Below are 14,370 nucleotides of genomic sequence, written 5' to 3' on the forward strand. Positions count from 1 at the left end.
TTACATAATTTAAAAGTATCGATTGAACGGCTGGCGGGACCTCACACCGGAGCGGCCCTCAGGAGAAAGACGACAAAACATGTAGACGGACGAGAGGGAGGTAAAATGGATAAAGGGCTCCAGTCTCAAAACTCCCTCTCCACCAGGAACTCGGCGAGGAGTTCAAGGTCTTTCCTCGCCTCGCTCTTGGGGAGAACCTTCAGCGCCTCGTTGGCTTCCCTCACGAGGTTCTTGGCGTACTGAGCGGCGTAGTCGATGCTACCGTACTCCCTGAGGAGCTCGATGGCTTTGGCAACTTCCTCCTTCACCTTCTCGTCGTGAATGAGGGCGTCCCCCTTGGCGTCGCCGGCGTACTTGCCGAAGACCTTCATGAACTCGGCCTTGTCCTCCTCGCTCGCGTGCTGGAAGAAGTGACTGACTATGAGCGTCTTCTTGCCCTTCCTTATGTCGCTTCCGACGGGCTTTCCAAGCTTCTCCTCGTCGGCAATCAAATCAAGAACGTCGTCCCATATCTGGAAGGCTATTCCCACGTTCCTTCCCCACTTCGAGAGGGCCTTTATGTACTCCTCGTCCTCAGTCCCGACGATTGCGCCTATCGTTGCCGAGCCGTCGAAGAGCGCCCCCGTCTTTCCGCTAATCATCCTGAGGTACTCATCAACCGTTACCTCGTCCCTCGTCTCGAACTCTATGTCGAGCGCCTGACCCTCGCAGAGCTCGTTGGAGGTCTTTACGAGAACCTCAAGGATTCTCGCCTTCTTCTCGGGGCTTACCTCAGCCCTGGCTACTGCCTCGAAGGCCTTTGAGAACAACAAATCGCCAGCTAAGATGGCCATGTTGACGCCCCAGACCTTGTGGACTGTCGGCCTTCCGCGCCTCAGCTCGTCCATGTCCATTATGTCGTCGTGGACGAGGGAGTAGTTGTGGATGAACTCAACCGCGGCCGCTGGATAGAGCGCCTTCTCAGGGTTGCCGCCAACGGCCTCCGTTGCCCGGAGAACGACGAAGGGACGAACCCTCTTGCCACCGGCGAGTGGGTAATGCCTCGCCGCGTCGTAGAGGTTTTTGGGCTCCCTCTCAGGGATGAGCTCGAAGATTTTCTCGTCAACGACCTTGGCCTTGGTTTTAACCCTGCTGAAGAGTGCATCATACTTCCCCATGCTACCACCCCGTGAGTGATGAAAGCAATCAAAGGAAAAATGGGGCAAGTCTTTATCAGCTTTGCCCTTCACGGAATCTCAACGATGTAGCCGTTCCTCGACACGAAGACGTCCTTTCCAATCATGTAACCCTCTTCCTCGGCCAGCTCGGCGTAGTGGGTGAGCATCCTGAACTCGCCGTGGGCCGGGACGATGTTCTCAGGGTTGAGCATCCTTATGAGGTAGCGGTGGTCCTCCCTGCTCGCGTGACCGGAAACGTGGAGGTCCTTAATCATTCTCACGCCACGCATCTTGAGCTTGGTCTCGAGCTTGTAGCGCTGGGCGTAGTTGAGGGGGTTGGGTATCGTTCCAGCTGAAAAGACGACGGTATCGTCCTTTCCGATGTCGTAGAGCTCGCCGTCCGCCATTCTGGTAAGAACGGCCCCGGGTTCGCCCTGATGGCCGGTAACTATGAGTAGATAGTTCTCCCTCGCCTGAGAGACCTCTTTGAGGACCTTCCTGACGGCGTTGGGGCTCCTGACGGCCCTTGCTCCCTTCATTTTTATGAGGCCGAGCTGTTTTGCTATGCCCGTGTACTTTGCCAGGGAGCGGCCAACCAAAACGGCCTGCCTGCCCATCTTGTTGGCTATCCAGATTAGCTCCTGAAGGCGGAAGATGTGGCTCGCAAAGGTCGTCGCTATCAATCCCTTCTCGTCCATGCCCTCGTAGAGGAAGAAGTCCTCGAGGAGCATCTGAGCAACGGCCTCGCTCGGCGTCTTCGTAGGCTCCGCAACGCGCGTCGATTCGGCGATGAGAACCTTGACGCCCTCCTTCCCGAGTTCCTTCAGCCTTTTGTAGTCGGGCCTCTCGCCGAGCGGGTTGTTGTTGTCGAACTTGAAGTCGCCAGTGTGGAGAACGACGCCTTCCGGTGTGTGTATCGCTACCATGGAAGCCTGCGGAATCGAGTGGGTCATGCGAATGAACTCAATCGCGAGGTTCTCGCTCACCTGGACTATCTCGCCGTAGTTCGTCTCGTACATCGGGTTCTTGACCTCGAAGTACTCCTCACTCTTGACCTCTCCCTTGGCGAGCTTAATCGTGTAGGGCGTCCCGTAAACGGGCGTATCCGGGTAGTGAGGGGCGAGCTTGGCTATCGCGCCGATATGGTCAAGGTGGCCGTGGGTGAGCGTAATCGCGACGACCTTCTTGTTCCGGCTCTTCCACAGTATTCTGTCGTCCGGAATCGCGCCGAGCTTCTGAAGCTCCTTATCGGAGAACTTCTGAATGCTCGTGTCCTCGTGAATCATCACCCTGTCGAGCATTATGCCCATGTCGATTATCACGACTTCCTCCTTCCTGCCGTCGGAGTAGCCAACGGCTGTCATGTTCTTGCCGACTTCCTCGTAACCGCTGATTGTGTAGACCTTTATCATCTCAATCATCCTCCCGCCCCGGGCCCCTCCTGAGGCGCGGGGCTGCGTTGGGCATTACTCTGAACGAGGGTTTAAAAAGGTGTGCATTATCTTGGCGACTTCAGCGAGAGCACCGACCCGGCAAAAACCGCCAGGACGAAGGCCAGAGGAATCAGCCCCAGGGAACCCCAGAGTGAGAACCAGCCCCTCCCCCAGAGCGAGAGGGCAACGGTCGAGCCCGATACGGCCCCGAGCAGAAAAGCTGGCCCGTCTTTTCCGGGCTCCCAGACCGTGAACAGCGAGGCCAGAAAGGAGAGGATTATGCCGGCAACCGCCGTCAGGGGCGTTATCACTATGAGGAAGCCTTCAAGGAAGGAAAATGTGCGGGAAAAGAGACGCCTCACCGTTCTCACCGGGCGCGCAGATAGCCGGGAAGGTCAATCCTCTGCTCGAGCCACTCCCTCGTGAAGCCCGTGATAACGAGCGGGACCCTTCTAAGCTCCTCGACGTTTCTGGCACCGACGAGGAACATCGCGTTCCTTATCTCCTCGATGTAGCGCCTCAGGATTCTGATGACGCCCTCGACGTCGCCCTTTACAGCAGGTTTGAGCAACGGCAGGGCGACGCCAGCAAAGGTCGCGCCCATAGCGAGGGCTTTGGCCATCGTTATCCCGTCGCGCATTCCGCCGGTGGCTATAATCGGCAGGTCGGTGGCGTAGCGAACCTCGGCGACGCTTATGGCGGTCTTTATTCCCCAGTCCCAGAACCTGAGGGCAAGGTTTCTACCGAACTCATCCTTCGCGCGGTAGTACTCGACGCCGCTCCAGCTCGTCCCGCCGAGACCGCCGACATCTATCGCGTCAATCCCAATGCTCTCAAGCCTGACCGCGACCTCCTTGGAAACCCCCGCTCCTGTTTCCTTTGCTATTATCGGGTATGGAAACTCCGCCTTGAGCTCCGCCAGAGCTTTGAGAACGCCCCTGTACTGAGTGTCCCCCTCGGGCTGGACGCTCTCCTGCAGGGGGTTCATGTGTATCGCCAGAGCGTCCGCCTGAATCGTTTCGACAGCCTTCAGGGCCTCCTCGATGCCGTAGCGCTCCGGAATGGTTTCGGAGAACTGCGGTGCCCCGAGGTTGCCGACGAGGAAGATGTCCGGAGCTACATCTCTAACGTAGTAGCTCTCCCAGGTTTCCGGCTTCCTTATCATCGCCCTCTGACTGCCGACGCCCATCGGTATGTTGAGCTCCTGCGCCGCCTTCGCTAAAGTTTTGTTTATCCTTCCGGCGAGCTGAGAACCCTTCGTTCCCCCGGTCATTCCCGCTATGAAAATCGGGTAATCAAAGCGCCTCCCGAGGAACTCGACGCTTAAATCGATTTCATCCTTGTCTATCTCGGGCAGGCTCATGTGGACGAAGTGCACATCCTCAAAACCGTTGCTCACGTGGGCCTGCACGTTACGCTTTAGGCAGTGCTCTATGTGCTCGAACTTCCTGATGATAGTGAGCTCTTCCTTATCAAAAGCCTCCATCATGACCACCGCCTAAACTTCTCAGGGAGATTATTATGCTTTCGGAATCCTCGTACCGAAACCGTCTCCCCTGATGGCCCCGCTCAGCCTGCCCGGGGCGAGGCCGTTGACGAACCACACCTCAGAGTGCTTCGCTATCTTCTTGGCTTCCCTCAGCTTGTTGCATATCCCTCCAGTTACATCGCCACCGGAGCAGTTGAGCTTTGAGAGGAGGCTTTCTATTTCATCTCGGCCGAGGGCTTGGATGAGGTTACCCTCGCCCGGGTCGCCGTCGTAGACGCCGTCAACGTCCATGAGGAAGATAACCTTCTCGGGCTTGAGCATCTTGGCGAGGTAAGTTATAATCTGGTCACCGGAGAGAATGTCGATACCCTTGGCCAAGTCGAGGGAAACGTCTCCAAAGAGGACGGGGATAAATCTGAGCTCAACCAGCCTCTTGATTATCTCAAGGTCCCCGTAGGCAACGTCACCGTTCTCGGTCATGAAAACCGAGGAGGTTGAAACCGAAAACGCTGGAAGGCCCCTCTGAAGGAATTCCCTAATGAACGCCGAGTTGGCCCTGAGCATCGCCTGATGGGTCTCCGAAAAGCCCACCATCCTAAACCTCGCGGTTTTCCAGTCGTCGGGAATGCCGTCCCTTATGCCGTACCTCATGGCGTACGGGTGCCCGAAGCTTCCTCCACCGTGGACGATTATGAAATCCTTCTCAGGGTAGAACTCCGAGATTTCCCCGGCTATGCGGGCAACGACGTCCCTACGGAAGTTTTCTGGCTCTCCCTTTTTGTCGCTGAAGACACTGCCCCCGACCTTGACGATTATCACGGAATCACCTCCTCTATCCTGAGGCCTTCCCTGCTTATCTCGGTTATCATCGGCGTTCCACCTGCTATCGTTATGGCCGTCGCGACCTCGCTCTGCTTCTCAGGTGCAAGGGCGTACATACAGCCGCCGCCACCGGCTCCAGTTATCTTGGCCCCCAAGGCTCCGGCAGTTCTGGCTGCATAGACCAGCTCGCTGAGTTTTTTCGTCGAAACACCGAGTGCATCGAGGAGGCCGTGGTTGATGTTCATCAGCTTTCCAAGCCTCTCGAAGCGGACCTCTTCATCGAGGTCTGAAAGGAGAACTTCCCGGGCCTTCTCCACTATCTTGCCCATCGCAACGAGGACGGGCTCGACTATCTCAGGCATCTCCTCGTAGGTTCTTCTCACCATTGCGACGAGCTCCTTCGTTGAGCCACTCGAGCCGGTGTAGCCGACAACTATCGGAAGCTCCGTGAATGGAAGGTGCTCGAAATTGCCCTTTTCGTAGTGAATGAATCCTCCTATCGCCGAGACCGTCGGGTCGATGCCGCTCGATGCTCCCTGAACGAGGAGTTCAACCCTGTGGCCGAGCTTTCCGATTTCCTCGTTGGTCAGCTCGAGGCCGAGGAGCTTTGAAACCGCGCCGATTGTGGCAACGGCTACCGCTGCCGAGGAGCCGAGGCCAGCTCCAACGGGAATCTGGGAAGTTATCGAGACTGTAATGCCCTTTCCGTTCGCATCGGCCTCCTCCTTCACGAGTTCTATTGCCTGGCGGACGTAACTCAACACCTCAGCGGCCTTACCGTAATCGCTCTCGAAGTAAATCTCGTCTTCTGAGAATGAAACAGTTAACCCGGGGACGCGTATGTCCTTGGCCTCTATCTTTATTGCCCCGCTCTCGTTGAACTCAGCCCATACGTAGGTTCTCAGGTTTATCGCGGCCGCGATGGCAGGTTTGCCGTAAACAACGCTGTGCTCGCCGAAGAGGATAATTTTAGCGGGGGCCGAAGCCAGAACTCTCATGCCACCACCCAATTGGTCTAAACTAAAGCCCTAAAAAACTTTGGGACTCTTGAAGTTGAAAGGCTAAAGTAAAAGATTATCGGTTTAACTTCTGAATAGCTAAACATTTATCATAAAATAACGGTGATGTGCGACACTTTTTGACGTAAAATTTATACGGGGTTGTATCTACGAGATTATAGTAACAAAATGGAAAAAATACACCGGAGGTGATATAATGCCAGAGAGCAAACTCCAGAAGATAGCCCAGAAGGCAAAGCACATGAGCATCGAGGAAGTTCTGAAGTTTCTTGAAGTAGACCCAACAAAGGGTCTCAGCAGTGAGGAAGCGAGGCGTCGCCTTCAGGAGGTCGGCCCCAACGAGATTCCCGAGAAGAAGGTGCATCCGCTGATAAAGTTCCTGTCCTACTTCTGGGGCCCGATTCCGTGGATGATTGAAGCGGCGGCCATTCTATCGGCGATAGTCCACCACTGGGAGGACTTCGCCATAATAGTCAGCCTGCTGATAATCAACGGCGTCGTCGGCTTCTGGCAGGAGCACAAGGCGGAGAACATCATGGAGTACCTCAAGCAGAAGCTCGCTCTGGAGGTCAGGGTTCTCAGAGACGGCCAGTGGAAGACTATTCCGGCGAGGGAGCTCGTGCCAGGCGACATAGTGAGGCTCCGCATGGGCGACATAATCCCAGCCGACATAAAGCTCATAGACGGCGACTTCCTGACGGTGGACGAGTCGGCGCTGACCGGTGAGAGCGTTCCGGTGACGAAGAAGGTCGGTGACGTGGTTTACAGCGGAACAATCGTCAAGCGCGGTGAGATGACGGGAGTCGTTATCGCAACCGGCCTGCACACCTACTTCGGAAGGACCGTCCAGCTCGTCCAGACCGCCAAGACGACCAGCGAGTACCAGAAGCTCGTCATCAACATCGGAAATTACCTCATTGTGCTTAGCGTCATAATGATTGCCATAATGTTCCTCGTCGAGCTCCACAGAGGCAAGCCCTTCATCGAACTCCTGCGCTTCGCCCTCGTCCTGACGGTGGCGGCCATTCCCGCGGCGTTGCCCGCTGTCATGAGCATAACGATGGCCATAGGAGCCTACGAGCTGGCCAAGAGGCAGGCGATAGTGACGAAGCTTGTGGCGATTGAGGAGCTTGCCGCCGTCGACACGCTCTGCGCCGACAAGACAGGAACGCTCACCAAGAACCAGCTGACGGTCGACAACCCGATAGCCTGGGACGGCTTCACGGTTGAGGAGATGCTCTTCTACGCGGCGCTGGCGAGCAAGGAGGAGAACAAGGACCCCATTGACCTGGCAATACTCCGCGAGGTGAACAAGGAGAAGCTCGGAAAGTGCCGGCAGGTGAAGTTCGTTCCCTTCGACCCGGTTATAAAGCACACCGAGGCGGAGGTCGAGTGCGAGGGCGGAAAGCGCTTCAGGACGGCCAAGGGCGCCCCGCAGGTCATACTACAGATGGCTAACGCCGACGAGAAGCTCACCAAAGAGGTCATGGAGAAAGTGGAGGAGCTCGCGAGGAAGGGCTATAGAACACTCGGCGTCGCGGTTGACTTCGGCGACGGCTGGAAGTTCGTCGGGCTGATACCGCTGTTTGACCCGCCGCGCGACGACTCGGCCGAGACCGTCAAGTTCCTCAAGAGGAATGGAATCCGCGTGAAGATGATTACCGGCGACCACATCGCGATTGCCAAGCAGATAGCCAAGATTCTCGGCATCGGAACGAAGATACATACGGCCGATGAACTTGAGAAGGCCAAGGGACACGAGCTCATCCAGCTCTGCGAAGAGGCAGATGGCTTCGCGCAGGTCTACCCCGAGCACAAGTTCAAGATAGTCAAGGCCCTTCAGGAGGCCGGCCACAAGGTTGCGATGACCGGCGACGGAGTCAACGATGCTCCGGCTCTGAAGCAGGCCGACGTCGGAATCGCAGTTTCGGGAGCGACGGACGCGGCAAGGGCGGCAGCCGACATAGTGCTCCTCGCGCCGGGTATAAGCGTCATTAAGAACGCCATCGTCGAGGCGAGGAAGATATTCCAGAGGATGTACAGCTACGTCGTCTACCGCATCACGGAAACGATTCGCGTCCTGTTCTTCATAACGCTCAGCATACTCGCGTACAACTTCTATCCAGTGACGGCAGTAATGATAATCCTCTTAGCTCTGCTCAACGACCTGCCCATAATCACCATCGCCTACGACAACGTCAAAATCAACCGCTGGCCCGAGAAGTGGAACATCCGCGAAATCCTGACGGTATCGACAATCATCGGAAGCATGGGCGTTATAGAGACCTTCCTCCTGCTCTGGATAATGATAAACTACTTCAACATCTCACCGGACACAGCGACGGGCCTGGCACTGCTCCAGAGCATCATCTTCCTGAAGCTCGCCGTCGCGGGTCACCTGACGATATTCGTCACGAGAACGAGAGGGCCGTTCTGGAGCATAATGCCCGGCAAGTGGCTCCTCTGGAGCGCCGTTGGAACAAAGCTCATAGCGACGCTGATAACGGTCTACGGATGGGGAGTCACCGCAATCGGCTGGAAGTACGCGGGCTTCGTCTGGCTCTACTGCATAGTGTGGTTCTTCATCGAGGACATCACCAAGAGGGCTGCCTACAAGTTCTTCAGCTGGGAGGTCAAGCACGAGCGCCACAAGGCGGCCTTCTGATTTTCACATCTTTTTCTCATTTTCGATGAGTCTCTCAATGAACTCTACGAATTCGTGAATGTCATCCAGGTGCTCGTGAAGGACCTCGAAGGCAAGCTCATCGTTTATTCGCCCGTATCTGTGGATGAGGATGTTTTGAAAGCCCTTCATGAGCCTGAGCTTCTCGGCCATTTCTCGAGGGATTATTCCCGCCCTTACCAGCCCCTCAAAAACGTCCTCCTCCCTTTCGGGCATCGCGAGCCTCAGGTCGGAGTTTATTATCGCGCAGATATCGATGACGTTCTGGATTGCGAACTCAATCCTCTTGTATATCCCATCCTTGATGAGCCCAAGGGACTCAAAGGTCCCAAAGTCATCGGGCAGGTTCTCCTCAACGAGCCTTAAGCTCTCCATTATCTCCTCAAGCTTTGAGCGTATGAGCTCAACCCTCATTCTATCGCCTCCAGGCCGAGGTAGTCGTAGTAGTAGCGCTTGAAGTCTTCCCACTCCTTCAGCGTCTCGTAGGCGAGGTCGTAGAGGAAAGTCTCGTCCCTGCAGAAGAGGACCTTTCCCCTGAGGCACTCCTTCCTGAGATAGACTGGGAGGAGCTGGAAAATCTGGACGTCGTATTCCTCCGGAAGAACTCCAAGAACCCGCATTCTGAACTCAAAGGCCTCCCTGGGAGTGCCCTCGTAGTAGACGCACAAATCGACGTCGCTGTCCTTCCTCACCTCGCCTCTCGCGCGGGAGCCGAAGAGGATGATGAACTTCACCCGGTCACCGCCGAGCTGGAGGATTTTTCTCACGGCATCGTTGATGTTCATGGTAGAAAATAGGAAGGGAACTATTAAAACTTCACCTCCTCATCACGATGCTCGCATAGCCAACGACAGCCTCGGTGCTCTTGCTGACCTCGTAGCTCGTCGTGTAGTGTAAAAGCTCAGCCTCAAGCGCCCCTGCGAGGCGGGAGTAAACGATGGCAGTTCCCACGGCCCCTGGTCCGCACATCGTGTGCCTCATCTCGCGGAGCTCCTTGAAGAGACCGTCAACGTCGAAGTCGAGGATTCTCCTTATCAGCCTGAAGTCCCACTCCTTTATCCTGTGCGGGAGCTCGTCGGCCCTGGCTCTGAAGGGCACGTAGCCGTACATAGCCCCGTAGTGCATGAAGTCGGTGCTCGCTATGACCACGACGTCCCTGCCGAGTTCCTCGCTCGCCTCGAATATCGCCTTTCCGAGGGCCCTCGAAACGTCTTCGTCCTGAATGCCGAGGGTTATGGGGACGATTCTCACTTTCTTCCCGGCGAGCTCTGCCAGATACTGAATGAAGGGAAGCTGAACCTCGATGGAATGCTCGTACCTATGAGCCAATTCATCCAAATCCGCTATGCCAGAGAGCTTCGCTATCGCCTTGGCCATCTCTGCATCAACCTCGATGCTCCCGAGCGGGGTGAGCCACTCTCCCTCGGGATAGACCGCTATCGGCGAGCCGAGTCCCGTGTGGTTCGGCCCGAGGATTACGAAGGTCTCCGGCAGGCCGTCCTCGAAGATGGCCTTGTACGTTCTCGATGCCGTGTAGCCCGAAAAGACGTAGCCCGCGTGCGGAGCGACTCCGGCGGTTATCCTTCTCTCGCTCCCCGCCTCGCCGAGGTCCCTGAAGAACTCCTCTAACATCTCGATGAGCGCTTCGTCAGATGGATAGAAGCTTCCCGCGACTGCAGGGTACCTTATCATCGTCACCACCCCCGGAGTTAGTTGGCGCGAGAGTTTAAATACCTTGGGTTAGTTTAACAGTTGGAAATGGTAAAAGAGAGGGGTTCAGTTCACCACGACCCGAACCCCGTTGACAGTCTCGACCCTGTTGAAGTTCGCAATCCATTCGTTGGGGTCGAGGATTATCTTCTCGGGCTTTTCTTTCAGTTTAAGAGACACTCTTGTAGTTCCGTTGACCCATACTGTCTTTGTAATGCTTCCGTTTGCCGTCACGACCTCGACCTGAAGGGGCATTTTGAAGCCGCTTCCATCATCTATGGTGAAGTTCAGGGTGTACCCATCGCCAGTTTTCAACAACCCTAAATTCCGAACGGTGTAGTTCGGCAGGCTCGTCGAGTTAAACCACTCCGAGTAGAACCACGTGAGGTTCCGTCCGCTTACATCATCGAAGATTCTAAGAACAGTTGAGAGGGTGCAGTTGGATGAGTGACAGGTCTCAAATACCCGCCTCATCCCTGCATGGAACGTCTCGTTGCCTAGAGTAAACTGAAGGGACCTCAAAACAAAGGCCCCCTTAAAGTACATGATTGCCTCCCTCTCATTGATGTCGGATATCCATTCACCATACGTTTGGGCTAGGGTGATGGGTAACGATGAGTACTTAACGACGTATTTCTCCCACGAGTTAAGCCACTCCAAGTAATCCTTCGTGTTGTAGAACATGAGGGCAACCTCTGGGTGCACGTGGAAGAAGATTCCCATGTAGGTTATCTGAGAATACGTGGCGAAACTCTCTGACATAAGGGAACTGCCGAGCGAATAATCTCCGTACCAAGTGTGGGCCAGTTCGTGCGCCAGGACCTGAAAGTCAATCGGATAATCGGCCCGTGCAAGGTACTCACTATACGTTATGAAGATGTTGCCGTGAAACAGATTTATGCCATGGTACAAGAAGTTCTGAGTCAAAACGATGTTGAGGGAATCGTATGGGTACTCCCCGTACCAGTGCGAGTACGTTCTAACGATGTTCTCGGTTGTGTTTACAAGAAGATCCTCGTAGCTCGAGGGATAAATCTTGGGAACGTAAAAGCTGGCTTTGATTTCCCTGCCCCCAACGCTGAACTCATCGTGGAGAACGCGATACTGCCCTATCGCAACGAAAGGAAGGGGAAGCCGCGAGCCAGAGAATGTAAAAATCAGCCGAGTTGAACCGTTTTTGCTCAGATTGAATGTGTTACGGCTCCTGAGGTCCATCGCCATGCCCGTGCTGCCCGAGAGTTCATCAGGCAGGTTTATTACTAGAGACTCAACGGCGTGATTCGTTGGTATGCCGTCCACGAGAAAGTACGTTGGAACGAGCTCCGTATCAACGGCATTGACCCCATGCTGGAAGTAGTTACTGACCCATGTGATTCCGGGGTCGGAAACGGTTCCAGTGTAATTAACGGCAAACTCCGCAGTTCCACCCACCATCGCAATGTCTATTACAATACCGGTTCCATTGTCCCCAAGAGATACGCGGGTTGCATTGAGCAGTTTTCCCTTTGTCACTGTGAGAGTCCGGACTTTTATGTAATTCCCTTCTAGGATAAGAACGCGTGTGGTAGTACCGTTTCCTCGAAGGACAATGCGCTTTGTGGCGTTGAACGTGCCGTTGTACAGTAAGTTGAAAGTGACTGTAACGTTTGCTAGGAGGGCAGTCTTGTTTTCAAACGAGCTCAGAAGCTCCCTCCAGTTCGTTGTGGAAGCATTAACCAGCGGAAGACTGGATGCGTAAATCACCGTTGTTGCGTTCCGCGGTTGTTTCGACGTGTTTTGCCCCCTCGAGGCATTTGAGGAGTTGTACTTGTTCAGTACGGTACTAGACTGGGTGCTGGAATGGCTCACGGCAGTACTTCCCTCGTGCCCAGTTCGCTCGGCTTGATGTCCCCAGAAGGACACCACGGCCACCAAGAGAAGGACCAGCAACACCACGCCAAAGTATAGCTTTCTCATGTACAGGCCTCCATCCATGCACTTGCGATATTCCAGCGTGAAATACCGCCGAGGGTAGTGGGTTATGAAATTACTTAAGTGTTATTTCAAAGTACGGAGTGTACACACTGCAAATCAACACCCCGGTGGAAACTTTAACAGAACTGGGATAAAACACTAAATCGTCCCTTTAAGCCCCGACCCCGTCAGAGGCAGAACGGCGAGCTCGCCTTTTTCAACCCGGCCCATTTCAATGAGCTTCCACAGCGCGGAGAGAACAACGGCGGACGTCGGCTCAACTAAAAAGCCATGTCTCTTAAGCCAGCTGAGCGCGCCCATCGTTTCAAGCTCGCCAACGCTCACACAGAGCCCACTCGTCTCTTTCAGCGCCTTTCTCATCTCATAGAACCTCGGCGGTTCGGGAATGGCTATCCCCTCAGCGAGGGTGTTTTTCACTGCCGAGCGCTCGCAGAGGCTCTCGTAGCCGGAAGCCTGGACCGCGACGAGCCTCGGAAGTCTATCAATCTCACCCATCGCTTTTAACTCGGAAAAACCCTTCCAAAGGCCGAGAAAGAGGGTTCCGCTTCCGGTCGGGGCAAGAACCCAGTCGGGAACTCCGAGTTGCTCGTAGATTTCAAAGGCCACCGTCTTGGTGCCCTCCAGGAAGTAGGGGTTGAGCCAGTGGGAGACGTAGGTAACTCCGCTCCGTTCGGAGAACTCGACCGTGCGCTCGTGGACGGCCATTCTGTCGCCGTCAACGTAGTGAACAACAGCACCGAGCCCCTGAAGGAGCGAGAGCTTGCCGGGACTCGTATCGTAGGAGACGAAGGCATGAACGCGGATTCCGTTTGCAAGGCCGTAGAGCGCGAAGCTCAGCGCGGCGTTGCCAGAGCTGTCGAGAACGACCTCGGTAATGCCCTCGTCGAGCAACTTTGAAACCGTGACCCAAGTTCCCCTGTCCTTGAAAGAACCGCTCGGCTGGAGGTATTCGAGCTTAAAGAAGGTCCTAACGCCGTTGATTTCGAGCCCGCTTACAGGTGTAACCGCTGGAACTGGGGCAACTTCCTCGTTAACGGGCAGATGCCTGCGGTAGCGCCTAACATCAAGGAACGGCTCCGGTGTGAATGCATCTAAGTCCCGCTCAACGAGAAGCGTTCCCCCGCAGTCGCAGGTAAGGCGAAAGATTTCTGGATAAGTTCTCCCGCAACGGGAACAGCGCAGCATAGCATCACCTTTTTTAGGGATGGTGTTGAATAAAGGACATCGAAACTTAAAAAGGTGGTTGCTATGGGTGAGAAGTTCATTTCAGCCGAAAGGCCACAGACCGAGGAAGGCTACCAGTACCACATAGCCTGCAAGCCCGGTGACGTTGCGCGCTACGTTCTCCTGCCGGGCGACCCGGAGAGAGTGCCGAAGATAAGCTCCCTATGGGACGAAGCGAGGGAGATAGCCTTCCACAGGGAATACAGAACGCACACCGGCAAATACAAGGGCGTTCCAATAAGCGTCACCTCGACGGGAATAGGCGGGCCTTCGACCGCTATCGCCATCGAGGAGCTCGCGGCGATAGGAGCTGATACCTTCATAAGGGTCGGCTCCACCGGCGCAATCCAGCCGGGAATGGAGATAGGCGACCTGATTATAGCCAAGGCCGCTGTGAGGCTTGAAGGAACCTCAAAGCAGTACGTCCGCGTCGAGTATCCGGCCGTTGCGGACCTTGAGGTAACGCTGGCTCTAATCGAGGCTGCCGAAACCCTTGGCGTTAGATACCACATCGGCATCACGGCCTCGACGGACAGCTTCTACCTTGGCCAGGGCAGGCCGGGTCTGAACGGCTACTTCCCGAGCTTCGCGAGGAACATCCTCGATGACCTCAGACAGGCGAGGGTCACGAACTTCGAGATGGAAGCGGCCACGCTCTACACCCTCGCCAACATCTACGGACTTAGGGCCGGTTGCGTCTGTGCAGTGTTTGCGAACCGCGTTACGAACGAGTTCGGAAAGGCCGGTGAGAAGGAAGCCGCGATGGTGGCAAGCGAGGCCGTGAAGATACTCGCCGAGTGGGACGAGGAGAAGGAGAGGAAAGGAAAGAAGGTATGGTTCCCCGGGCTGAGGGGTTGAG

The 14,370-nt window shown here is 55.4% G+C and carries 13 protein-coding genes; 2 read left to right on the plus strand and 11 right to left on the minus strand.

What is annotated here, in order from left to right:
• Window positions 1-125 precede the first annotated feature (125 nt).
• The 6 genes from ACYQ04_RS08145 to ACYQ04_RS08170 all read right to left on the minus strand — a co-directional run bounded on the left by ACYQ04_RS08145 (window position 126) and on the right by ACYQ04_RS08170 (window position 5,899).
• Window positions 126-1,157 carry a polyprenyl synthetase family protein gene (locus ACYQ04_RS08145; RefSeq protein ID WP_460128743.1) on the minus strand — a complete coding sequence of 344 codons (1,032 nt, stop codon included), beginning with the start codon at window positions 1,155-1,157 and terminating at the stop codon, window positions 126-128.
• Window positions 1,158-1,225: 68 nt separating this feature from the next.
• Window positions 1,226-2,569, minus strand: a complete 1,344-nt coding sequence (locus ACYQ04_RS08150; protein ID WP_460130072.1) for an RNase J family beta-CASP ribonuclease — start codon at window positions 2,567-2,569, stop codon at window positions 1,226-1,228.
• Window positions 2,570-2,655: 86 nt separating this feature from the next.
• On the minus strand, window positions 2,656-2,952 hold the full coding sequence (locus ACYQ04_RS08155; protein ID WP_460128744.1) for a hypothetical protein: 297 nt from the start codon (window positions 2,950-2,952) through the stop codon (window positions 2,656-2,658).
• Window positions 2,953-2,957: 5 nt separating this feature from the next.
• Entirely contained in the window at window positions 2,958-4,076 is a 1,119-nt protein-coding gene (gene fni, locus ACYQ04_RS08160) for a type 2 isopentenyl-diphosphate Delta-isomerase (protein WP_460130074.1), read from the minus strand.
• Window positions 4,077-4,109: 33 nt separating this feature from the next.
• A complete protein-coding gene (locus tag ACYQ04_RS08165) occupies window positions 4,110-4,898 on the minus strand; it encodes an isopentenyl phosphate kinase (protein ID WP_460128746.1) in 789 nt (262 codons plus the stop codon).
• Window positions 4,895-5,899, minus strand: coding sequence for a mevalonate kinase (locus ACYQ04_RS08170; protein WP_460128748.1), 1,005 nt, complete (start codon window positions 5,897-5,899; stop codon window positions 4,895-4,897). The genes ACYQ04_RS08165 and ACYQ04_RS08170 overlap by 4 nt, the downstream gene beginning before the upstream one ends.
• A 217-nt stretch (window positions 5,900-6,116) precedes the next feature.
• Between ACYQ04_RS08170 and ACYQ04_RS08175 the strand changes: the two genes are divergently transcribed.
• Window positions 6,117-8,585 carry a plasma-membrane proton-efflux P-type ATPase gene (locus tag ACYQ04_RS08175; protein WP_460128750.1) on the plus strand — a complete coding sequence of 823 codons (2,469 nt, stop codon included), beginning with the start codon at window positions 6,117-6,119 and terminating at the stop codon, window positions 8,583-8,585.
• Window positions 8,586-8,588: 3 nt separating this feature from the next.
• Here ACYQ04_RS08175 and hepT read toward each other — a convergent pair whose 3' ends face one another.
• The 5 genes from hepT to ACYQ04_RS08200 form a co-directional block, all read right to left on the minus strand.
• Window positions 8,589-9,017 (minus strand): type VII toxin-antitoxin system HepT family RNase toxin, encoded by a 429-nt coding sequence (gene hepT, locus ACYQ04_RS08180; protein WP_460128752.1) that lies wholly within the window; start codon window positions 9,015-9,017, stop codon window positions 8,589-8,591.
• Window positions 9,014-9,388: a type VII toxin-antitoxin system MntA family adenylyltransferase antitoxin gene (gene mntA, locus ACYQ04_RS08185; protein ID WP_460128756.1), complete on the minus strand. Its 375-nt coding sequence runs from the start codon at window positions 9,386-9,388 to the stop codon at window positions 9,014-9,016. Before mntA ends, hepT begins: the two co-directional genes overlap by 4 nt.
• Before the next feature lie 31 nt (window positions 9,389-9,419).
• Window positions 9,420-10,295, minus strand: a complete 876-nt coding sequence (locus tag ACYQ04_RS08190) for an MEMO1 family protein (protein WP_460130076.1) — start codon at window positions 10,293-10,295, stop codon at window positions 9,420-9,422.
• Window positions 10,296-10,379: 84 nt separating this feature from the next.
• Complete coding sequence (locus ACYQ04_RS08195; RefSeq protein ID WP_460128758.1) at window positions 10,380-11,744, minus strand: M1 family aminopeptidase; 1,365 nt, start codon at window positions 11,742-11,744, stop codon at window positions 10,380-10,382.
• Between the two features lie 681 nt (window positions 11,745-12,425).
• Window positions 12,426-13,472 carry a pyridoxal-phosphate dependent enzyme gene (locus ACYQ04_RS08200; RefSeq protein WP_460128760.1) on the minus strand — a complete coding sequence of 349 codons (1,047 nt, stop codon included), beginning with the start codon at window positions 13,470-13,472 and terminating at the stop codon, window positions 12,426-12,428.
• Between the two features lie 63 nt (window positions 13,473-13,535).
• Between ACYQ04_RS08200 and udp the strand changes: the two genes are divergently transcribed.
• The gene (gene udp, locus ACYQ04_RS08205) at window positions 13,536-14,369 is read left to right on the plus strand and encodes a uridine phosphorylase (RefSeq protein WP_460128762.1); all 834 of its coding nucleotides are present in this window, start codon (window positions 13,536-13,538) and stop codon (window positions 14,367-14,369) included.
• Window position 14,370: the final 1 nt, after the last annotated feature.

This window comes from Thermococcus prieurii (genome assembly GCF_054657655.1).